21 protein-coding genes are annotated in these 22088 nt (G+C 63.9%); 7 read left to right on the top strand and 14 right to left on the bottom strand.

Annotated elements, in window-relative coordinates; translation table 11 throughout:
* Nucleotides 1–7: 7 nt before the first annotated feature.
* From ROH8110_RS00485 to ROH8110_RS00505, 5 genes are all read left to right on the top strand, one after another.
* Complete coding sequence (locus ROH8110_RS00485; RefSeq protein WP_085815846.1) at nt 8–1867, top strand: TRAP transporter permease; 1860 nt, start codon at nt 8–10, stop codon at nt 1865–1867.
* Nucleotides 1864–3207, top strand: a complete 1344-nt coding sequence (locus ROH8110_RS00490; RefSeq protein ID WP_085815847.1) for an acyclic terpene utilization AtuA family protein — start codon at nt 1864–1866, stop codon at nt 3205–3207. The genes ROH8110_RS00485 and ROH8110_RS00490 overlap by 4 nt, the downstream gene beginning before the upstream one ends.
* Nucleotides 3194–3523 carry an AtuA-related protein gene (locus tag ROH8110_RS00495; protein ID WP_085815848.1) on the top strand — a complete coding sequence of 110 codons (330 nt, stop codon included), beginning with the start codon at nt 3194–3196 and terminating at the stop codon, nt 3521–3523. Before ROH8110_RS00490 ends, ROH8110_RS00495 begins: the two co-directional genes overlap by 14 nt.
* Nucleotides 3524–3802: 279 nt before the next feature.
* On the top strand, nt 3803–4501 hold the full coding sequence (locus tag ROH8110_RS00500; RefSeq protein WP_085815849.1) for a hypothetical protein: 699 nt from the start codon (nt 3803–3805) through the stop codon (nt 4499–4501).
* Nucleotides 4491–5420, top strand: a complete 930-nt coding sequence (locus ROH8110_RS00505; RefSeq protein ID WP_085815850.1) for a lysylphosphatidylglycerol synthase transmembrane domain-containing protein — start codon at nt 4491–4493, stop codon at nt 5418–5420. The genes ROH8110_RS00500 and ROH8110_RS00505 overlap by 11 nt, the downstream gene beginning before the upstream one ends.
* 14 nt (nt 5421–5434) lie before the next feature.
* Here the strand turns inward: ROH8110_RS00505 and ROH8110_RS00510 are convergent, their stop codons facing one another.
* From ROH8110_RS00510 to ROH8110_RS00545, 8 genes are all read right to left on the bottom strand, one after another.
* Nucleotides 5435–6502: a glycosyltransferase family 2 protein gene (locus tag ROH8110_RS00510; RefSeq protein WP_085815851.1), complete on the bottom strand. Its 1068-nt coding sequence runs from the start codon at nt 6500–6502 to the stop codon at nt 5435–5437.
* 4 nt (nt 6503–6506) lie between these two features.
* Nucleotides 6507–8063, bottom strand: coding sequence for a hypothetical protein (locus ROH8110_RS00515; RefSeq protein WP_085815852.1), 1557 nt, complete (start codon nt 8061–8063; stop codon nt 6507–6509).
* Between the two features lie 236 nt (nt 8064–8299).
* Nucleotides 8300–9052, bottom strand: a complete 753-nt coding sequence (locus ROH8110_RS00520; protein ID WP_085815853.1) for an ABC transporter ATP-binding protein — start codon at nt 9050–9052, stop codon at nt 8300–8302.
* Entirely contained in the window at nt 9049–9912 is an 864-nt protein-coding gene (locus ROH8110_RS00525; protein WP_085815854.1) for an ABC transporter ATP-binding protein, read from the bottom strand. Before ROH8110_RS00525 ends, ROH8110_RS00520 begins: the two co-directional genes overlap by 4 nt.
* Nucleotides 9909–10823 (bottom strand): ABC transporter permease, encoded by a 915-nt coding sequence (locus ROH8110_RS00530; RefSeq protein ID WP_085815855.1) that lies wholly within the window; start codon nt 10821–10823, stop codon nt 9909–9911. Before ROH8110_RS00530 ends, ROH8110_RS00525 begins: the two co-directional genes overlap by 4 nt.
* Nucleotides 10820–11875 carry an ABC transporter permease gene (locus tag ROH8110_RS00535; RefSeq protein ID WP_085815856.1) on the bottom strand — a complete coding sequence of 352 codons (1056 nt, stop codon included), beginning with the start codon at nt 11873–11875 and terminating at the stop codon, nt 10820–10822. Before ROH8110_RS00535 ends, ROH8110_RS00530 begins: the two co-directional genes overlap by 4 nt.
* Complete coding sequence (locus ROH8110_RS00540) at nt 11876–13471, bottom strand: ABC transporter substrate-binding protein (RefSeq protein ID WP_085815857.1); 1596 nt, start codon at nt 13469–13471, stop codon at nt 11876–11878. It lies immediately after the preceding gene.
* A 22-nt stretch (nt 13472–13493) separates the two neighbouring features.
* Entirely contained in the window at nt 13494–14543 is a 1050-nt protein-coding gene (locus tag ROH8110_RS00545) for a dipeptidase (protein WP_085815858.1), read from the bottom strand.
* Nucleotides 14544–14789: 246 nt separating this feature from the next.
* Here ROH8110_RS00545 and nirK point away from each other — a divergent pair, with 246 nt between their 5' ends.
* Together nirK and ROH8110_RS00555 are read left to right on the top strand one after the other, a co-directional pair.
* Nucleotides 14790–15911, top strand: a complete 1122-nt coding sequence (gene nirK / locus ROH8110_RS00550) for a copper-containing nitrite reductase (RefSeq protein ID WP_085816903.1) — start codon at nt 14790–14792, stop codon at nt 15909–15911.
* Nucleotides 15912–15987: 76 nt separating this feature from the next.
* Nucleotides 15988–16794 (top strand): SUMF1/EgtB/PvdO family nonheme iron enzyme, encoded by an 807-nt coding sequence (locus ROH8110_RS00555; protein WP_085815859.1) that lies wholly within the window; start codon nt 15988–15990, stop codon nt 16792–16794.
* A gap of 66 nt (nt 16795–16860) precedes the next feature.
* Here ROH8110_RS00555 and hemN read toward each other — a convergent pair whose 3' ends face one another.
* From hemN to ROH8110_RS00585, 6 genes are read right to left on the bottom strand one after another with little or no spacing between them, the layout of a single operon-like run.
* Entirely contained in the window at nt 16861–18216 is a 1356-nt protein-coding gene (hemN, locus tag ROH8110_RS00560; protein WP_085815860.1) for an oxygen-independent coproporphyrinogen III oxidase, read from the bottom strand.
* Nucleotides 18217–18270: 54 nt separating this feature from the next.
* On the bottom strand, nt 18271–18963 hold the full coding sequence (locus ROH8110_RS00565) for an NnrU family protein (RefSeq protein ID WP_085815861.1): 693 nt from the start codon (nt 18961–18963) through the stop codon (nt 18271–18273).
* Nucleotides 18964–18967: 4 nt separating this feature from the next.
* Nucleotides 18968–19192 carry an NnrT protein gene (locus ROH8110_RS00570; protein ID WP_085815862.1) on the bottom strand — a complete coding sequence of 75 codons (225 nt, stop codon included), beginning with the start codon at nt 19190–19192 and terminating at the stop codon, nt 18968–18970.
* On the bottom strand, nt 19189–19398 hold the full coding sequence (locus tag ROH8110_RS00575; protein ID WP_085815863.1) for a hypothetical protein: 210 nt from the start codon (nt 19396–19398) through the stop codon (nt 19189–19191). The genes ROH8110_RS00570 and ROH8110_RS00575 overlap by 4 nt, the downstream gene beginning before the upstream one ends.
* Nucleotide 19399: 1 nt before the next feature.
* Nucleotides 19400–21289 (bottom strand): nitric oxide reductase activation protein NorD, encoded by a 1890-nt coding sequence (locus tag ROH8110_RS00580; protein WP_085815864.1) that lies wholly within the window; start codon nt 21287–21289, stop codon nt 19400–19402.
* A gap of 4 nt (nt 21290–21293) precedes the next feature.
* Nucleotides 21294–22088 (bottom strand): CbbQ/NirQ/NorQ/GpvN family protein, encoded by a 795-nt coding sequence (locus ROH8110_RS00585; protein WP_085815865.1) that lies wholly within the window; start codon nt 22086–22088, stop codon nt 21294–21296.

Here is a 22088-nt window from a genome sequence, read left to right on the forward strand (position 1 = left end):
CTGCCCCATGACACTCGAACGCGTCCAGCGGGGACTGGCGATTCTCGTCGGCCTCTTCGTCCTCTACACCGCGGCGACCGGCCCTTTCGAGGGGCTGATCCAAAGGGCGCTCTTTCTCGCGTTCGTGACCTGTCTGGGCTTCGCACTCTTTCCACTGGGTGCCGGGAAATCCTGGCGCCCTGCCGGGATTGCCATCGACCTCGCGTTCTGCGCGGTGTCGGTGGCGGCCTGCGCATATGTTGTCGTGAACTACGACAAGATCATGACGACCCTTCCCTGGGCCACGACCTTCGACAAGGCGCTGACCGTCGGCTTGGTGCTGGCTGTGCTGGAACTGGGGCGGCGCACTGTCGGTATCATCTTTCCGATCCTCGTGTTGCTGGGGCTGGGGTATGCGCTGTTCGGGAATTACCTGCCCGGGCCTCTGCGCCATCGGGGTTTCGACACGGCTTTCGTGACCGAGACGATCTTTCTCGGTGACCTCGGGATCTGGGGCATGCTGACGGGCGTCGCGGCGACGGTGATCGCGGCCTTCGTTCTTTTCGGAGCCCTGCTGCTGCATACGGGCGGCGGTCAGGCATTCATGGACCTTGCCATGCGGCTGGGCGGGCAGCAGCCCGGCGGAGCAGCCAAGATCGCGACCATCGCCAGCGGCCTTTTCGGGATGATCTCGGGCTCGGCCGTCGCCAATGTGGCGACCACCGGTAACTTCACCATTCCGATGATGATCCGCCTTGGCTATCCACGTCCCTTCGCGGCGGCGGTCGAGGCGGTCGCGTCCACCGGCGGCCAGATCGCACCGCCGATCATGGGCGCTGCCGCCTTCGTCATGGCGGAAATCCTTAGTGTGCCGTACCTCACCATCATCGTCGCCGCAATCCTGCCAGCGGTGCTGTTCTATCTGTCGGTCTTCATGACCGTGCATTTCGTCGCCCTGCGCCGCGGACTGGCCACCGTGCCGGAAGAGGAGATGCCTGCATGGGCAAGCATCCTCGCCCCGCGCCGCGTGCTGCCGATCCTCTGCGCGATCGGGGGCCTTGGTGTCGGGGTCTGGATGGGACGCTCCATTTCGACTTCGGCCTTTTACGGCATCGTCGGGCTGCTGATCGCTTTTGTCGCGACCGAGACCGGGCGCTTGAGCCTGCGCGAGATGGCGACGAAGCTGCTCAACGGGCTTGAGGACGCAGGCAAGGGCCTTGTCATCATCGGAGTGCTGCTGGCTGGCGCGCAGGTGCTGGTGTCGATGATCAATCTCACGGGGATCGGCGTCACGCTATCATCGCTGATCGTCAATCTGGCAGGTGACTCCGTTGTTCTGGTCGCGATGATCGTCGGGCTCGTCTGCCTGATCATGGGCATGGGGCTTCCCACGACTGCCGCCTATGTCCTGGTCGCCGCTGTCCTCGCCCCAGCGATGACGGTTGTGGGGGTCGATCCGCTGGCGGCGCATCTGTTCGTGTTCTATTTCGCCACCATCTCCGTCATCACGCCGCCCGTTTGCGTTGCCGTATTCGTGGGCGCGGGAATCGCCGGAACGAACTGGCTGCCCGCCGCGGGCGAGGCCGTCCGGATGGGTGCCGTCACCTATATCGTGCCCTTCCTGCTGCTGCTCTACCCGGGCATGCTTCTGGGCGGTAGCCCGCTCGATATTCTCGAAGCGCTGGCCGCCGGGCTTGTCCTGGTGCTTGCGGTGCCGGCGTTGCTGTCCGGGGCTCGGCTGTTCGGGCGAAAGTCTCTCGACATCACGATCTATGCCGTTGTCATCGCGCTCGCCATCTACCCGCAGCCGGTGACGCCGTTCCTTGCGCTCGCAATACTGCTCACGGCCCATTTCCTGGGCCGTGTGAACAGGAGGGCACTGGCATGAAGGTTTTGCGCATGGGTGCCGGGGCCGGGTTTCAGGGCGACCGCATCGCGCCCGCGGTGGATCTCGCGGAACGCGGCAAGCTCGACTACCTCATCTTCGAATGCCTGGGAGAGCGGACGATCGCCAATGCCCAGCAAGCGCGCAGCGCGGATCCGTCAAACGGCTACGATCCTCTGCTCGAACGTCGGATGCGGGCCGTGCTTCCGGCCTGTGCGCGCAACGGCACGCGCATCGTGACCAACATGGGGGCGGCGAATCCGGCCGCCGCTGCCGAGCGGACGCTTGCCGTCGCGCGGGAACTCGGATTGTTCGGGCTCAAGGTCGCTGCCGTCACCGGTGACGATGTGCTCGACCGCATCGGGGGCTTCGTACTGGATGAAACCGGCAGCCCCGCGGCGGCCCTCGGCGACCGGCTGGTATCGGCGAATGCCTATATCGGGATCGACGGGCTGGTCGCGGCACTCGACGCAGGCGCAGATGTGGTGATCTGCGGGCGGGCGTCGGACCCATCGTTGTTTCTGGCGCCTCTGGTCCATGAATTCGGCTGGGCTCGCGATGACTGGACGCGCCTGGGCCGCGGCATTCTCGTCGGGCATCTTCTGGAATGTGCGGCACAGATTACCGGCGGCTACTTTGCCGACCCCGGGAAGAAGGATGTGCCTGATCTTGCCAATGTCGGGCATCCGCTGGCCGAAGTGAACAGCGATGGCGACGCCGTTATCACCAAGCTGGAAGGGACGGGAGGGCTCGTCAGCCGGGCGACCTGCATCGAACAGATGCTTTACGAGATCCACGACCCTGCCCGCTATCTGCAACCTGATGTGGTCGCGGATTTCTCGAACGTGCAGTTCGAGGAGGTGGGGCAGGACCGTGTCGCTGTAACGGGCGCTGCGGGCACACCGGCCACCGGTTTGCTGAAGGTCTCGGTCGGATACCGCGACGGCTGGTTCGGCGAAGGACAGATCAGCTACGCCGGGGCGAATTGCGTGGAGCGGGGCAATCTTGCCATCACCCTCGTGCGCGAACGGCTGGCGCGGTTCTCAGGGTCAATTCTGGACGAGCGCGGCGAACTTGTCGGCGTCAACTCCGTCTGGCCATCGACAACAGGCCGCGGCGATCCCGCCGAGGTGCGCATGCGTTACGCCGCGCGCTGTCTGGACTTGCACACCGCGCAGGCCATCGGAGAAGAAGTCGAGGGTCTCTACCTTGCCGGCCCGGCGGGCGGAGGCGGGGTCACGCGGAGCACACGCGAAGTCCTGGCTATCGCCTCGACCCTGATGCCTGCAGACAGCGTTGCCGCGACCTGCGCGATGAAAGAAGTTCAGCATGAGACTGTATGACATTGCCCATGCCCGGACGGGCGACAAGGGGGATATCTCGAACATATCGGTAATCGCCTACGATCCGGTGGACTGGCCCCTGATCCGGGACATCGTGACGCCAGAGCGGGTCGCGGCCCATTTTGGTACATTCGACGCGACGGATATCACCCGCTTTGAACTCCCGCAGCTTCAAGCACTGAATTTCGTGATCCGCGGTGCCTTGGCCGGGGGCGTGACGCGTTCGCTCGCCCTTGACGCGCATGGCAAATGCCTTGCGTCGGTATTGCTGGAACTGGAGGTCGGATCGGATGATATAGCCCCAAGTTGCGTATAGTTGCGCAACTTGTCTGCCCGGCAATCGAGACCACGGCAAACCCGCAGGGGCGCTCGTGTCCCGCATCAGGACCGGCTGCGATCCATCTCGGCGCCGCGTAAGAACATTGCCTCTTTCAAAGCGCTGCTGCTAAGTAGCGCCATGACGCCATGAAACATGCACGGTTCGAGAATAGTAACGAATTTGTCCCAGATCACCTCATGTCCCGCATCCGCGCCCGCTCACGATGTTGAGCCGAAGCCGCTTTTCTATGTCCTGTCGGCGGGGCGCACGGGAACAATGTTCCTCGAGAACCTGATCGCGCGTCACTGTCCCGGCGTGACGGCCGAGCATGAACCATCGCCATCGCGCTATCTGATGATGCTGGGAAACATGCGCAACGACTGGGGCGTCATGGCCTGTGCGACGCGCCGCCTTGCGCGCTACCATCAGGAGAAACACCACGGCAAACCCGGCAAGTACATCGAAATCAACCCGTTCCTCTGCCCCGTTACGGACCTTCTTGCAGCGACTCCGGCGCCGATCCGTATCGTGCATATGCTCCGATCTCCCGGCGCCTGGGCGCAGTCGATGACGACGTTCAAGGCCTCGACCCGCTACCGGCATGTCATCGACTACGTGCCCTTCGCCAAACCATATCCCGCGCCCCGCCCCAAGGATTGGAACCGGCTGAGCCCCTTCGCGAAAGGCCTGCATCGCTGGAACTGGTGCAACACCCGGATCGCCGCGTTGGAGCCCGTCGCACAAAGCTACATCCGCGTCCGCTGCGAAGACCTGTTCTCCGAAGATCCCGAACGAAGCCGCACGGTGCTTGCCGGTATTTTCGCGACGCTGGATCTGCCCTTTCCGGAGCGGCTCGCATCCGAGGAGTTTCAGTTGCGCGTCAATCCTGCGCCCCAAGGTGACGATCTGCGCGATCCGCCCTTGGAACGAGCCATTTGCGGGAAGGTGGCCGCGGCCTTCGGTTATGACCTCTGAATCGGCACGCAACCTCAAGGCCGCTACCGTCAGCCTGGTTCTGTTTGCAGCGGTGCTATGGATTGCCCTGGGTCAGGAGATCGACTTTGCACAGATCCGGCCCGTCCTGCTGATACCTGCTGTGCTGGCCTATTCGCTCGTCCTGATCTGCCGGGCGAAGATCTTTCGCCTTCTTTCGTCGATCGGGACGCAGCATCCGTTCTCGACATGGCTCTCGCTGTCGGCGCGGCATCAACTTGTCTTTATCATATCGCCTTCCGGCGCAGGCGACCTGGCGTTTCCCGTGCTCGCACGTAAGATGATCGGCCTCGAGACCCTGCCCGCCGCGCGGCTCATCGCCGAAGCCCGCTTGCGCGATGTGCTGGCCGTGCTGGGCATCGGCTGCGCAGGTATCGCTGGGACGGGGCATTTTCCCGTTCCTGCACTTGTCGGGATGGTGCTCTGCTTTGCCGCGCTTTTCTGGTCTGATCTGAGCATTCGTGCCGCAAATGTCTTGGTGCGCCGTTTCAAACGGATGAGGGCGCGCGCGCAGGCCATGCACCCCCCGACCGAGCCGGAGACGTTCGCAAGCCTGTCGCAGCGCATGCATATCTTCGGCCTGACATTGTCGCTCTGGGTTTTCGCATGCACGGGCATTCTTGCCGGCTTCCATGCGGCTGGATACCCCATGAGCGTGGCCGAGAGTTTCGTGATGCTGGCAGGCCTGAACGTCGCGGGGGCGCTTGCGTTTTCCATCGCGGGCTTCGGTGTGGCCGAGGCGGGTGCGGCGGGTGTGCTTGTCTTTCTCGGCACGCCGCTTTCAGTCGCGGCCGGAATCGCGATCATCGCGCGTCCGTTGCTGCTGCTTTCCAATTGCGTCGCCAGCGCCGTCCTGGAACTCGTGGCGTGTGTGCTGGGTGCCCGCGCCTCTGCGCGCTGAGCTCGGTCGCGGCTCTAGCCCGACACCCGCGGCTTGACGCGAACGGGGCGGGTTTCAGTTTCTGCCGCCCCATGGGCCGACTCTCGGGGCTGGGCGCGCAACACCTTGACCCGTCCGATCTGGGTATGAATGGCCTCTCGTTGCGAGGCGGCGACATCGTGATTGAGAAAGCTGAGAAGCAACTGCACGCCGATCAGGATCGGGAATGCGCTCAGCATGACGGTGCCGGCTGTGGCCGGCACGCCCAGACGCGCGCTTTCCATCCATTGCGCCATGCCGAAGACCCCGCCGCCGATCAACAGGGCAAGCCCCACAAGCAGGTTGAGGGAGGCTGTGCTGAATCCCCGAAGGAAGTAGTTGTAAACCACCCGCTTGAACAGGTTGCGCAGATGCAGGCCGGGGAATTTCAGGAGCGCGTCCAGTTCGCTCAACCCGCTTTTCTCATCGCCATAGGCAGCTTCCATCGGCACATCGCGCACACAGGCGCCGACGCTTCCCAGCCGGAACAGCATGTCGCTTTCAAAGAAATATCGCTTGTGCAGACGGTCGAGCGGAAGAATGCCCGCCACATCGGCGTGAATGGCGGTGAATCCGTTGGTCGGGTCAAAGAGGTGCCACAGCCCGGAGGAAAGCTTGCTCATGAAGGACAGCCCGGCATTCCCGATCAGGCGCAGGACCGGCATTTGCTGGACACTGGCAATGTCGAAAAAGCGGTTGCCCTTCACGTAATCGGCAGCCCCTTGTATGATCGGCTCAACAAGGGCAGGGATCAGGCGCGGATCCATCTGGCCGTCGCTGTCGATCTTGACGATGATCTTCGCACCCCCGGAAATGGCGGCCTTGTAGCCTGTGACTGTGGCCGCACCGACGCCGCCATTGACCTCATGCGTCATGACATGCACCCGCGGGTCTTCTTTGGCGCATCGCGTCAGCACCTCGGCAAGGTTGTCGGGGCTTGCATCGTTCACGCAATAGATCCGGCGGATCTCGGGCGGGATATCGGCGATCACGGTGGCGATGGTATCAGCCGCCTTGAAACAAGGGATCACGACAGCGGTGTTGGATAGGGATGGTCTCTGCATGGTCTCAGTGTCCGTTGGAACGCGTGAAAGCTCGGATGCCGGGGGCGCAGGATTCTATCTCCTGATAGTCCTGCCATCGGCGGGCAAAGGCGGGGTCCTCGCCATAGAAGGCAAGGAAGTCGATCTGCGAATGCTCTATGGCGTGGCGATGCTTGCGGGCATCGACCAGCACAAGCTCGGGGTTGCGGGAAAGATCGCTGAGGATGGCGGCCCGTTCCGCGGCTTGCGCGACTGCAAGCGTCTCGCCCTGGGCGGGCGTCAGCGCCGGCAATTCCCGCAGACGAACGATGGCGGGCATGAACAGCCGGCTGTTGGTTGCGGCAACCCAGCGCCGATTGCTGTAGTTCGTGACCGGAAATCCCGGATAGGGATGCGTCGAGATCGCCATGAAACCGCCGTTCACGGAAACATTGGCCTGGGTCAGGTCAACAAGGCACGAGGTCAGTTGCCCATAGGCCCCGTTCATCCCGCGATAGGCCAGCATCGGCGCAGCCTGCAACGAACTGAGAACCAGACCGGCGAAAAGCGGCACCATGCCAGCCATGCGGCGTGCCGCGCGCCCATTGGTCAATGAGGAAAGCGCAAGCGAGATGATCGCGAAGGCCAGCACCGGGTAGAAATGATACGAATAGCCCTTTGATTGCGCAAAAGCCGCGACCAGAAACCCGAGCGCGGCAAGCACCGTCAGTCTCGAAGCATGATGGGCATCGAAGGCAAAGGCGACGATCAGGGCGGCCAGAACCAGGGAAATCTCGAGGATGTGCGCGCGCGCGACGTTCTCAAGGGGATAGCTGAACCCCCAATAAACCTTTGAAATCAAAGGCATGATATCTGTGATGTAGGGCCGCGCAAAAAGCCAGACCGCCACAAGATACCCGATCCCGGTCAGAAGAAGCACGAAAGTCTCCATGCTCAAGACCGGACGGATCGAGCGGCGGGAATAAGCGAGGTAGCCCCAGACAAGCAGAAGAACCGCAAGGAAATGCGGCTTGAAGGCAATGCCGATCCCGGCCGCGAGCCCCGCGGCGAGCGCCGCGACAGGCGGTTGTGCATGGCCCTGGGCGCGCGCACTGGTCACAACCAACCATGGAAGGCACAACAGGACGGCCATATGTTCGCGCTGTGCAAAATCGCGATGCACGCCGACAGTGAACAGCAGGGCGAGAACGGCAAGAAACCCGGCCATTGCCGGTCGTTCCATCTGCTCCCGCAGCCCGCGCTCGAGCACTACGAGAACGATGGCGGACAAACCGATCACGCACAGGCGCAGCATCACGAGCGGATCGAGTCCGAGCCCGTTCGCCATCGCGGCCACAATCGCGGATATCCACCAGATCAGGGGCGGGTTGGCCGCCACGATATCTTGTCCGAAGGTGCCGCCTGCCAACAGGCGTTCCGAGGAATCGAGAACCCATGCGACATCGTGATTGAGGTAGGTCTGACTCTGGATCAGGCCGCCGACCACCAACAGGATCAGCGCGGGCAGGAACACGAACAGCCGCGCCGTGCTTTCGGTCGCGGTTGCCCCACCATTGATATACTCGTTCACTGTACTCTTCATCCCAAGCGCCCGATCTGGCAATGCGACGACCCGCATCAATCTGTTTCCATTCTGGAAAAACAAATTGGCCGAAATGCGACGGGTATCGGCCGATTTCTGGGGATCGTCGCAGCCGGGACGACAGCAGCGCGTGCACGCCGTGAAGGGAACAAGGGGGCGGCCAATCACGCCCTCAGTCTTCGTGATCGGTTCCGCACGGCCCGCGATGCACAGGGCACCGCCGATATCGCCCGGAGTCAGCGGATCGACTTGATCGAGCTTTCCAGGAGGTGTCTGGTATAGGGCGATTTCGCCTCGAGGCGGCGCATGTCCGCGACGCTCAGGACTTCCTCGAAGGCACCTTGCTGCATCACCGCGATCCGCTCACACAAATGGCCGACCACGCCCAGATCGTGCGAGACCATGATGTAGGTCAGATCGTGTTCGCTCCGCAGGTCCACCAGAAGGTTCAGGATCTCTGCCTGAACGGATACATCCAGGGCCGAGGTCGGTTCGTCCAGCAACAGGATCGACGGGCCGCTGGCCAGCGCGCGCGCGATGGCGACGCGCTGTCTCTGACCGCCCGACAACTGGTGCGGATAGCGAAAGCGGAACCCCGACCCAAGCCCGACATCGTCCAGCAGGCGGGCGATCCGGGTATTGATGTCCTTCACGCCATGCAGATGCATCACCTCGGACAAGACCCGATCCACGGTCTGGCGCGGGTGCAGCGACGCATAGGGGTCCTGGAACACCATCTGCACCTTGCTATAGAACGCCTTGCTGCGCCGTCGCCCAAGCGGCTCACCATCCACCACCATCGTCCCCGACCAGGTGGGCACCAGACCGGCAATGGCGCGCAGGATTGTCGATTTGCCCGAGCCGCTTTCGCCGACCAGGCCGAAACTCTCGCCCTTCGCGACATCGAAACTCACATCGCGCACGGCATAGGCCCGCTCGGCGCCCACGCCGAACCAGACATTCAGATCCGAGACCGTCAGCGCGCTCATTGCCGCGCACTCACGGACGGGGCTTCGCGCCATTCGGGGTCGCGTTTCAGCACCTCGAGCCTCTCGCGCGGATGTTCCAGATCGGGCACCGAATTGAGCAGGCCCAGCGTATAAGGATGGCGCGCGTTGCGCAGCTCATCTGCCTTGCAGGTCTCGACGATGCGCCCGGCATACATGATGACGATACGGTCACAGAACTTGGCGACAAGGTTGAGGTCATGGCTGATGAACATGAGGCCCATGCCGCGATCGCGCACCAGCTTGTCGATGATGTCCAGAACCTGAAGCTGCACCGACACGTCCAGCGCCGATGTGGGTTCGTCCGCGATCAGGATCTCGGGGCTGGGCAGCAGCATCATGGCGATCATGATCCGCTGTCCCATGCCGCCCGATACCTCGTGCGGATAAAGCTCATAGACCCGCTCGGGGTCGCGGATCGCCACCTCGTCCAGCATCGCCAGCGCGCGGCGGCGTGCCTCGCCGCGCGAGACCTTCTCATGCGCGCGCAACGCCTCGACCAGTTGCTGGCCGACGGTCATCACGGGGTTCAGCGAAAACTTCGGGTCCTGCATGATCATCGAGACGCGCCCGCCCCTGAGCTGGCGCATCCGGGATTCCGGCGCGCTCAGGATATCCTCGCCATGCATTTCCAGCTTGTCGGCCTCGATCATGCCGGGCGGGCGGATCAGCCGCAGGATCGCACGCCCTGTCATGGATTTGCCGGAGCCGCTTTCGCCGACGATGCCAAGGCGTTCCTTGCCAAGGGTAAAGGACACACCGCGCACCGCGTCAAAGACGCCCGAGCGCGTGCGAAACCGCACCCAGAGGTTCTCCACATCCAGAAGGGGGGCATCGGTCATGAATGGTCCTCTTTCGGGTCGAGCACGTCGCGCATCCCGTCGCCCAGCAGGTTGAACGCGAGACTGATGGCAAAGATGGCGATTCCGGGGATCGTCGCGACCCACCAGTAATCGAGGATGTATTTGCGCCCCTCCGAGATCATCGCGCCCCATTCCGGGCTGGGGGGCTGCGCGCCAAGACCGAGAAAGCCAAGCCCGGCTGCCGTCAGGATGATCCCCGCCATGTCCAGCGTGACACGGATGACCAGCGACGAGATACAGAGCGGCCAGATATGGCGCGTGACGATACGGAACGGCCCCGCACCCTGCAGCTTGATCGCGTGGATGAAATCGGAATTGCGGATGGTCAGGGTCTCGGCCCGGGCGATCCGGGCATAGGGGGGCCATGCCGTCAGCGAAATCGCCAGAACCGCGTTCTCGATCCCCGCGCCGAGGGCGGCCACGAAGGCGAGCGCAAGGATCAGCCGCGGAAAGGCGAGGAAGATGTCGGTCACCCGCATCAGCACCACGTCGATCCAGCCACCTGCATAGCCCGACACCGTTCCCACGATCAGCCCGACGACCGGCGCGACCATCACCACAAGCGCGACGATATAGATCGAGATCCGCGCCCCGTAGAGCAGCCGCGAATAGATGTCCCGGCCAAGACTGTCGGTCCCGAAGAGATGGCCGTTCTCGCCGGGCGCCAGCAATCTCTGGCCCAGGTCCTGCGCAAAGGGATCATGCGTCGCCAGAAGCGGCGCGAAGATCGCCGCAAGAATCAGGAAGGCCAGTACGAACAGCCCCAGCATCGCCAGCGTGTTCGACCTCAGCGTCAGCCAGCCCTTGTACCAGGACGCCCAGCGCGCTTGACGCCGCGATGTCGGCTCTTCGGCCAGAAGCCACTCGCGTAACCCTTGGGATGCACTCATTTGGACCTCGGATCGAAGAAACGGTAAAGCAGGTCGGAGAAGATGTTGATCGCCACGAAGATCGTGCCGATGACGATCGTTCCCCCCAGCACCGAATTCATGTCATTCGCCAGCAGCGAGGTGGTGATGTATTGCCCGAGACCGGGCCATGCGAAGATGATCTCGGTCAGCACCGAGCCCTCCAACAGGTTGGCATAGGCCAGCGCGATCACCGTGATCAGCTGAATGCGGATATTGCGAAAGGCATGGCCCCAGACCACCTGCCATTCGCTGAGTCCCTTGACCCGTGCCGTGATGACATATTCCGACCCAAGCTGTTCCAGCATGAAGGAGCGCGTCATCCGGCTGATATAGGCAAGGCTGTAATAACCGAGCAGGGACGCTGGCAGGATGATATGCGAAAACGCGCTGCGAAACACCGCCCATTCTCCGCGCAATGCGCTGTCGATCAGCAGCATGCCGGTGATCGGCTCGACGATGCCCTGATAGAAGATGCCCAGCCGCCCCGGACCGGCCACCCAGCCAAGGATGCCGTAAAAGATCAAGAGCCCCACAAGGCCCAGCCAGAAGATCGGCATCGAATACCCGATCAGCCCGACGAAGCGCGCCAGCTGGTCGATCCAGCTGCCGCGGCGCACGGCGGCGATGACCCCGAGCGGAACGCCCAGGACGACGCCGAACAGCGTGCCGAGCGTCGCCAGCTCAAGCGTGGCGGGAAATACCCGCGCGATATCGGTCGTGACCTTCTGTCCGGTGCGGATGGATTCGCCCAGGTCGCCCCGAAGCACATCGGTGACATAGATCCAGAACTGCGTCAGCAGCGGCTTGTCCAGCCCGAGGTCGCGGAAGGTCTGGTTGTACTGCGCCTGCGTCGCCCTTTCGCCGATAACCGCCAGAACCGGGTCGATCGGCATGACCCGGCCAATCATGAATGTTACGAAAAGAAGGCCGAGGATCGTCGCCGCCACGGTTGCCAGCGTGGCCAGGGTCTTCTTCAGCCATGGCGGGAAGGACGACGCGCGCCGTCCTTCCCCATGTGTCGTATCGGCCATTTACTTGGTGATGACCCAGTAGGACACCGCCGTGGTCGCACCACCGGCCACGAAATTCTCGACACTTTCCTTCATGCCATTCTGTTCGATCTGCTGGAACATGATACCGAACGGGCTGACCTTCTGGTGCTCGCGCTGCAATTCAAGATACATCTCGCGGCGGGTGTCGGTGTCGTTCTCGACCACCGCGGCAAGGGTCTTCTCGGTCATTTCGGGGATGCCCCAGGCATTGCGCCATGCAAGCAGGCCGGTTGCGCCAGCCTCGTCCGAATTGTCGGGGTTGACCGCGAAAGTGCCCGCATTGGTGTTGGGGTCGGGATAGTCCGGTCCCCAGGCGCCAAGATAGATGTCATGCTCGCGGGCGCGATAGCGATCCAGCGTCTGCGCCCCGGTGCCGACGATCAGCTCGATATCGCAGCCAAGCTGCCCCCAAGTGTTCTGAAGCGACTGGCCGATATCAAGACGTTCCTGTGCATCGCGCACCGAAATCTTGATCGCGCCGCAATCGGGATGCGCGGACTCGGCCAGCGCGGCCTTGGCGGCCTCGATATCGAACGAATAGGGCGTCTCGTCGAGCGCCCCGAGGAACGTGCGCGGCAGGAACGCCTGGTGCACCGTATACTGGCCCTTGAGGAACGAACCCGACATGCCCTCGTAGTCGGTTGCCAGCTTCAGCGCCTCGAGAACCTTCGGGTCCGACAGCATCTCGTTCTTCTGGTTGGCGGACCAATACATCAGGCGGCCGCGCAGCTCGTCGACGATCTTGACGCCCTCTGCGTCCTCAAGGCCCGCGACGTCTTCGGGTGACAGGTTGCGCGCCACGTCGATATCGCCGCGCTCAAGCTGCAGCCGCTGGGTGGCGCTTTCCTGGATGTGCTGGACGATCACCCGCTCCATCGCCGGCTTCTCGCCGCCGAAATTCGGGTTGAGATCCAGCAGCACGCTTTCGCTCGGGCGCCATTCCACCACCTTGTAGGGGCCGGAGCCCGCGGTATTGGTGCGCAGCCATTCGCTGCCCTTGTCGCCATCGACCTCGTTCGCCATCGCGGTTTCCATATCGACGATCCCGCCGATGGTCGCCGTCAGGCAGTTCAGCACGAAGGACAGCGCATAGGGCTTGTCCAGCGTCAGCACCAGCGTCTTGTCGTCCGTCGCCACGATGGTCTCTTCGACATTGTCGGGCGTGAAACCGAACTGGGTCAGGATGAAGGACGGCGTCTTGTCGAGCGTCACCGCCCGGCGCAGCGAAAACTCCGCATCCTTGGCCGTCACCGGATTGCCGGACGAAAAGACATGCCCCTCGGCCATGGTGAAGGTGATGGTCTTGCCGTCCTCGGAAATCTCCCAGCTTTCGGCCAGCTGCGGCTGATATCCGGCGTCAAGATCGAGCGGGTCGAAATTGACCAGCTTCTGATAGACATTGCGGCTGACATCGGCGCCCGCGAATTCAAAGCTCTCCGCCGGATCGAACGTCTTGATGTCGTCGATCCGGTTCGCGATGACCAGCATGTTGGGCGGCGTCTCGGCGGCGACCGGCACCGCAAGGCCAGCGGCCATGAATGATGCGACCACAGCAGCGGCAAATGATTTCTTCATTGTGTAACTCCCTGTTTCATTTTTATTCTCCCCACGTTTTTCGCAGGACTCTTAACCAGTTCCCATGCGTGATATTGGTCATCAGACCATCATCCACACCATGAGCACGAAGTGCCGACAGCAGATGAGGCAGGCCCGCGCAATCACCGATCGGTTCGGGAACAAGCGCACCGTCGAAATCAGATCCAAACCCGACCCGATCCTCACCCAAATTCTCGACCAGATGGTCAAAGTGTCTGAGCATTATGTCAAGCTCAAATTCCGCATTCATCTGCCCGTCGGGCCGAAGGAAGGCGCTGGCGAAATTGATGCCCACCATTCCATCACTGTCGCGGATCATGCCCAATTGCTGATCGGTCAGGTTGCGCGAATGCGGGCATACCGCCCAGGCATTGGAATGGGTGGCCACAAGCGGGGCGTCGGAAATGCGCGCCACGTCTTCGACACCCTTCGCATTGAGATGCGACAGGTCGACCAGAATCCCGAGTTGGTTGCATTCGCGGACCAGGGCTTTGCCGGCCTCGGTCAGCCCCGGCCCGATATCGGGATCGGACGGATAGCGGAAGGGCACGCCATGACCCCAGACCGTCTCGCGGCTCCAGACCGGCCCCAGCGAGCGAAGCCCGCGCGCGTGCCACGCATGCAGGCGCTCGAAATCCCGATCAATCGCCTCTGCGCCCTCGATATGGATGACGGCGGCCATTTCATCGCCCGGCAGCGCCGCGGCCACCTCGTCTGCGGTCCGGCAGATACGCACCGCACCCGCGTTTTCAAGATCGTCCATGACGTCAAAACCGCGTTCGGTCCAGGTCAGCGCATCATCCTCGGAGATCGGGTCGGGAAGAGGGATGTCGTAGGACGCGTTGCGCATCTCGTCATGGCGGACATCCTTGTTGCCGGGACTGGGCACGAAGATCGCGAACATCCCCCCGCCAAAGCCCCCACGCTTGGCACGCGGCTTGTCGATATGGCCATCCGTAAGCCCCGAGGCCACGCCCTCGGCGGTCACATCACCGCGAAGCAACCGCAAGGTCAGGTCGTTGTGACCGTCAAAAACTGGAAATCCGCTCATTCTGTCACCTGTATTGTCTTGTTGTGAAGCCGCCCTGATTTCGGGGCGCGGGCAGACGCCTTGGGGAAAATCCGCTCAACCGTGTGTTGCCTGAACCTCGGCCAAAGCGCGCGGAACTGCAAACGGATTCGACGCGCGCCTCGCTTACGCGGTTTCGCCTTCCATATTGCGTTTTCACAACGTTCTGCGTCCGCATCGGTCCTATTCTCCCTTCAAACGACATTCATACCTGAAAGGAGAATGAAAATGCTGACGAGACGAGCCGCACTGATGGGGGTCGCCGGAATGGCGTCCCTGCCCATCCTCGCCAAGGCCGCGAAAGCCGACGAATCTTTCAAGCCGGTCGCCGCGCCCGCCGACCTGTCCAAGCTCAAGCGCATCCGCCGCGAGCTGGTCGCACCGCCCTTCGTGCATGAACACGAGCAGGTCGCGACCCATGAACCCTGCATCGTCGAATTCGAGATGACGATCATCGAGAAGGAATTGCAGATCGCCGATGACGCCTGGTTGCAGGCGATGACCTTCAACGGCTCGGTTCCCGGCCCGATGATGGTGGTGCATGAGGGCGATTACGTCGAACTGACCCTGATCAACCCGCCCGAAAACATGCTTCAGCACAATATCGACTTCCACGCCTCCACCGGCGCGTTGGGAGGCGGGGCGCTGACGCTGGTCAATCCGGGCGAAAAGACGATCCTGCGCTTCAAGGCGACCCGCCCCGGCACCTTCGTCTATCACTGTGCGCCGGGCGGCCCGATGATCCCCTGGCACGTCGTGTCCGGCATGGCCGGTGCGATCATGGTGCTGCCGCGCGACGGGTTGCGCGATCATGAAGGGCGGCAGGTGAAATACGACCGCGTCTACTATATCGGCGAGAACGAATACTACATTCCGAAGAACGCGGATGGCAGCTACATGCGTTTCGCCGATGTCGGTGAAAGCTACGGCGACACGGTCGACCTGATGAACAAGCTGATTCCCAGCCATGTGGTGTTCAACGGCAAGGTCGGCGCTCTGACCGGGGATAACGCGCTGAAGGCCAAGCAGGGCGAGAAGGTGCTCTTCGTTCACAGCCAGGCCAACCGCGATACCCGGCCCCACCTGATCGGCGGGCATGGCGACCTCGTCTGGGAAACCGGCAAGTTCAACAACCCGCCCGAGCGCGACCTTGAAACCTGGTTCATCCGTGGCGGCTCCGCCGGGGCGGCGCTCTACGAGTTCCTTCAGCCGGGCGTCTATGCCTATGTGAACCACAACCTGATCGAGGCCGTGAACCTTGGCGCGACGGGCCATGTGGTGGTCGAGGGCGACTGGAACAACGACCTGATGGAACAGGTTCTTGCGCCGACCGAACTGACCGGAATCTGAACCAACCGGAAGACCGGGCAGGGCGGGGCGGTCGTGAAAAACGGCCGCCCCGCTTGTCCTTGAAAGGATCGGGATCATGAAATCCATGCTGTTGCTGCCACTGCTTGCCGTCACCGCGCTGGCCGGAGTGCTTGTCGAGCGCGAGTCCCTCGCGCCCGCGCCTTCGCTCCCGCAAAAGGACCTGCCTGTGACTGTCGCGATTCCCGCCGGCGAGATCGCCTTTCGCCCGATGGGAAATTTCAGTCATGCGGGCAAGACCCGGATGCCGGGCTGGACAACGGTGCCGGTCGCGGCGTTCGAGATCATGAAACACCAGGTCACGCGCGATGCCTATGCCGCTTGCGTGGCCGATGGCGGTTGCGCCGAGGTGCCCGCCCAGGGCGGCAGCCTGCCCCAGACCCATGTCAGCTGGCAGGATGCCAGCGCCTATGCCCAATGGTTCTCGGCGCGCAGCGGCATGACATGGCGTCTGCCCACCGAAGCGGAATGGCAGCGCGCCGCCGCCGAACGACACGGCGATGCCCTGCCAGAGCCCGAGGATCTCGATCCGGGGCAACGTATGCTGGCGCAGTACCAGTCCGGTATCCTCCTGCGCGGCAGCGCCAATCTCGCGCTCAGGCCACCGGGCGGCTTTGGCGCCAACAGCCTCGGCGTGGCCGACATGGCCGGGAATGTCTGGGAATGGACCGATGACTGCTTCCGCAACGGCACGATCCTCGAGGATGGCAGCCTTGAGGAAACCGAACCCTATTGCGGCGTGCGCATCGCGGGCGGGCGGCACCGCGCGGCGGTGATTGACTTCATCCGCGACGCCAGCGTCGGGGGCTGCGCCGCCGGTCTGCCGCCCGATTTCCTGGGCTTCCGCCTCGTGCGCGAGGACTGATCCGATCAAAAACGGTGCAGGGCGGATCATTGGTTCCGCCCTGCACCCGTTTTCGTTTCGCCTTGCTCAGGATGCGCGGCTGTAACGCACACCCTCCGGCATATGCGCATCAAGCGCGCTGGCCACGATCCGCGTCAGCGCGCGCCCCTCGGGGCGGATCTCCAGCGCATCATCATCCAGCGCCACGAGATCGCCAAACCGCTCCGCCAGAAGCGCCAGCGTCGAATCGAGCGTTGACGCCAGCGGGCCGAAACTGGCCTGCAATTCGTTGCGGTCCAGGCGGAATTCGCACATCAGCATCTCGATGGCGCGCGCCCGCAGCAGATCGTCCTGGGTCATCACATGGCCGCGCGCGCCCGCCAGTTCCCCGGCCTCGATGCGCTGCACATAGGCGGCCGTCGCGGCCGCGTTCTGCACATATCCTCCCGGCAGGCGAGAAATCGACGACGCGCCCATGCCGATCAGCGTCGGGCAGGTATCGTCCGTGTAGCCCTGGAAATTGCGCCGCAGGCGCCCTTCACGGGCGGCGCGTGCCAGCCCGTCATCATGAAGCGCGAAATGGTCGATGCCGATCGCGTCGAACCCCGCGGCGCGGAACCGCGCAGCGGCCTGTTCGGCCAGGTGATAGCGGTCCAGATCGCGCGGCAGTGCGGTATCGTCGATCAGCTTCTGGCGTTTCGACACCCAGGGTACATGCGCATAACCGAACAGCGCGACCCGGTCCGGGGCCAGTTCAAGCACCCGGCTCACCGTGTCGTCGATCCGCACGAGGTCCTGATGCGGCAGCCCATAGACCAGATCGGCATTGAGCGAATTGATCCCCGCCGCGCGCAGATCGTCCACGCAGGCTTTCGTGATGTCATAGGGCTGGATGCGCCCGATCGCCCCCTGCACGAGGGGGTCGAAATCCTGAATGCCGATACTGGCGCGGTTCATGCCCTCGCTGGCCAGCGCGTCGATCTTGGCGCGGTCCACCATCGTCGGGTCGATCTCGACCGAGAATTCCCAGTCATCCGCTGGCGGGATCACCGCCTTCACGGCCTGCGCCAACCTGTGGACCAGCACGGGCGGCAGGATCGTCGGCGTGCCGCCTCCCCAATGCATGCGCCCCATCCGCAGCCCCTCGGGCAGCACCTCGCGCATCAGCGCCAGCTCCTGCTCAAGCGTGCCGATATAGCTCTCGACCGGGCTCAGGGTCTTGGTGCCCTGGGTGCGGCAGGCGCAGAACCAGCACAGCCGCTCGCAGAACGGGATATGCAGGTAGACCGACACCGGCACCGCCGGATCGAGCGCGGCCAGTTCGGCCGCCTGTTGCGTGGCACCGACCGACGGGGCGAAAACCGGCGCGGTCGGATAGGATGTGTAGCGGGGCACTCTCGAGTCGAACAACCCGAGTTCGGCAAGGCGGATGATCTGTTTCATGAATCTCATATGCCGGTTTCCAGAGGCGCTGACTTTGCGCCGGATCAAGTTTTGTCAGGGAAATGGTGAAACACCGATAACAGGCGCGTGCAGATGCAGGAGTGCCAGCCACAGGGCCGCCGCTACCGTCACGCGGATCGTCATTCGCCGCCCCATCGCCCGCCACCAGCCCCGATTCGCCAGCGGTGCGGGCGACAGGATCGCCGTGCGCTCAAAGAACGCGGGCGCCTGACCGCCAAGCGCCCGCGCTGCGCGCATGTCAAACAGCGGTATCGCCCCAAGGGCCAGCGCTGCGAATCCCCCGAACAGCGTCAGATGCGCCAGATCGCCGTTCACCACGGCATGAGAGGCCGCCCAAAGCCCCAGAGCCACCAGAAGCGGATGGCGCGACAGCGCCGCGAATCCCGGTGCGCCGCCTGTGGCGCTCTTCACGTCGCCGCGCCCGCCCAGTGTCCAGGGGTTGTTCACGCCCGCGCCGCAAATCACCAGCAGCCCGGCCAGGGGCATCGCGAGGTTGGGCAGCCAGCGCATCCACGGCATCTGTGTCCACAGCTCGACATAAGGCGCGCGCCCGGCGGCCACGATCACCCAAGCCAGCAGCAAGAGCGACAGCATACCGTAAACCGAGAAATACATCTGCCGCCCGACCGCACCGATCAGCCGCTCGCGCAGCCCGCCGATGCGCGGCAGGAAATGACTGGCGATGAACAGCCCCATGGCCAGCCCGTATTCGCCCCATCCGCCCATGCGCTCACCTGTCCTCGGCCTGATTCATCAGCTTCACGATATGACAGGCGAACGCCCATGTCGCGGGCAGGCCGATCACCAATCCTCCGGCGGCGGCCTGCCAGGGCGTCAGCACCGGCCAACCCAGCCAGCTGCCGATCAGCGTGGCAAAGAACAGGTTCACGCCCATCGCCCCCGCGCCGAAAGGGTAGAGGGCAGCATAGAGGCGCAACGATGGCCGGGATTTCATCGCCGGTTCACCAGAACCTGCACGATCGCCAGCGCCACCACCAGCATCAGCGAGGCGATGAAATACCAGGCTTCGGCACTGTCGGTCTGGGGTTGCGGTATCGGCCTCTCGAACGTCGCCGCCGCGATCTGGCCGGACAAGAGCACGACCAGGGTCGCAAGCGGGCCAAGCCGGGCGAGGCGGGCAGGTGAAAAAACTCTACGCATGTCAGGTCTCCGTTGTCAGGGTCTGATAAATCTCGGGCAAGGCCCGTGGCAGGCGGTCGGGATCGGGCAGCAGGGTGAACCCGGCGCGTCCGAAGATGCGCGCGAACCAGTCCTGTCCGTCCGCATCCACGATCACCCCGTGAATCGCCTGTCCCAGCGCGCGCGCCTCGCGCACCGCCATGCGGCTGTCCTCGATCCCGTGAACGCCCTCGTAATGGTCAAGGTCGTTGGGCTTGCCGTCGGTCAGCACCAATAGCAGGCGGCGCGTCGCGCCCTCGTCGGCCAATTGTGCCGAGACATGCCGGATCGCCGCGCCGAGTCGCGTGTAATGCCCCGGCCTGAACCCGCCGATCCGTGCGGTCACGTCGGGCGACATCGGCTCGTCGAACGCCTTGGCGCGCTGGAGGAATACCCGGTCGCGGCGCAGCGACGAAAAGCTCCAGATCGCCAGCCGGTCGCCCGCCGTGTCGATTCCCGCCGCCAGCGCCGAAAGCGCCTCGCGCGCCGCGCCGATCACGGTGTGATCGCCCAGCGCCGCCTCGGTCGAACGCGAACTGTCCAGCAGGATCGCCACCGACAGGTCGCGCGCCACCGGGCGTCCCGCCTGCCAGACCCGGTCGCTGCCCTCATGCCCGGCGGCCAGGTCGCTGCGCGATGCGATCACCGCATCGAGGTCCAGATCGTCACCATCCAGTTGCCGGGGCAGGATCACCCGGCGCGGATGCAGCGGCGCGAATTGGCGCTTCACACGTTCCACCAATCGCGGGTCGGGCCGGTATTGCGCGGCCGGTTTCGCCTCGATCTCGAGGACTCGCGTGTGATCCGGCATGTAATCGCCGCTGCGCCGGTTCCATTCGGGATAGGTGAACTTGCCCGCAACCCGCTCGTGCTCGGCATCCTGCGGCGACAGGTCCAGCGACAGGCGCAGGCGCGTCGCGGCGCGTTTGAAATGCTGGCTGAGCGAGATGTGATCCTGATCCTCGGCGGCCTTCTGGGCGTTGTCCTGATCGTCGTCATCCACCATCCGGTTGATATTGAGGCTCTCGGCCCAGGACATGATCGATTCGAAACGGTGGACTATAAAACTGTCATTGCGATTGGCCTGGTCGCGCTCCTCGCGCCGCGCTTCCTTGCGCGTCCGCGCGGCGAAGGCCGGTTGGTTCGCGGCGGGCTCGTCACCATCGGGCGCGGCACCGGCGCCGCTTTCGCGGGTGCGCAGGCGCAGCCAGATCGGCACGGGCGCATAGGTTCGATAACCGCGCGGGGCAGGGCAGGTCAGGCATTCCTCGGCCGGGCTCAGACCGTTGAGCTGGTCAAGGATCAGCCGCTCGACACCGCGCTCGCAGGCGGGCAATCCGCTGCGCGCCCGGTTCCCGGCCACATGACGGCACAGCGCCTCATAAGGCGCGCGCAAGCCCGGACAGGCGTCATAGGCGATATCCGCCGCTTCGGCGATGGCGGCGATCTCGGCCCGGTCGGCGGCCAGCGGATCGTCGTGCCGCGCCGGGATTTCGACACAGGCCGCCAGCGCCGCCAGCCACAGATAGGCCGCGCGGTTCATCTCGCGGCTGGGGAAGGCATCCATCACCGGCGGCAGGCGCAGCTTCTCGCCGTCGAAATCCGCCACATGCAGCATCTCGCGCGGCGTGCCGATCCGGCGCAGCCGGTCGGGCCGGTGATCTGAAGCGGCCGCCGGGGCGGGGACGATCTCTGTCCCCGCCGCGCCGCCAAGCGCGCGGAAAAGCGTGGCCGCACTCGCGCGGATCTCGGCGAAGGCGATGGCTCGGTCCTCATCTCCCTCACCATCGCCGCGCGCGCGCCGGGTCGCCATGTCATGCCAGAGGTTGCCGACGGTTTCCTCCGGCTCCATCAGGTCAAGCAGATGGATCATGCCGTCACCCGTATACGCTGGCCGCAAGATCGCGCAGCGCCTGCTGCACGTCCGGCTCGTCGCTCAGGGGCTCGATGATCGCCGCTTCGATGGCGCGATCGACCTTGGTGCCGCGCGCGATCATCGTCGCCGCATAGATCAGCAGCCGGGTCGAGATACCTTCCTCCAGGTCCATGCCCGACAGCCTGCGGATATGCCCCGCCAGCCGCACCAGCGCGGCGCTGCGCGCCTCGTCCAGCCCGCTTTCGCGCGCCACGACGGCGGTTTCCACACCCGGTTGCGGGAAATCGAAGCCGATCGACAGGAACCGCTGCCGCGTCGAGGGCTTCAGCTTCTTGAGGATGTTCTGGTAGCCGGGGTTGTAGCTGGCCACCAGCATGAAGCCCTTGGGCGCCACCAGCTCCTCGCCGGTGCGGTCCATCATCAGCCGCCGCCGGTCATCGGTCAGCGGGTGCAGCACGACGGTCACGTCCTTGCGCGCCTCCACCACCTCGTCGAGGTAACAGATACCGCCCTCGCGCACCGCCCGCGTCAGCGGCCCGTCGACCCACACGGTCTCGCCACCCTTCAGCAGGTAGCGCCCGATCAGGTCCGCCGCCGACAGGTCGTCATGGCAGGCCACTGTATGGAGCGGCAGGCCCAGCTTTGCGGCCATATGCTCGACAAAGCGGGTTTTGCCGCAGCCGGTCGGCCCCTTCAGAAGAAGGGGCAAACCGTTTTCATGCGCGGTGCGGAAGAGATCGCATTCATCCGCGACGGGCCGGTAGAAGGGCAGGTCGGGTTTGGTCATGATGGTCAT

This window comes from Roseovarius halotolerans (assembly GCF_900172255.1).
Lineage (GTDB): Bacteria > Pseudomonadota > Alphaproteobacteria > Rhodobacterales > Rhodobacteraceae > Roseovarius > Roseovarius halotolerans.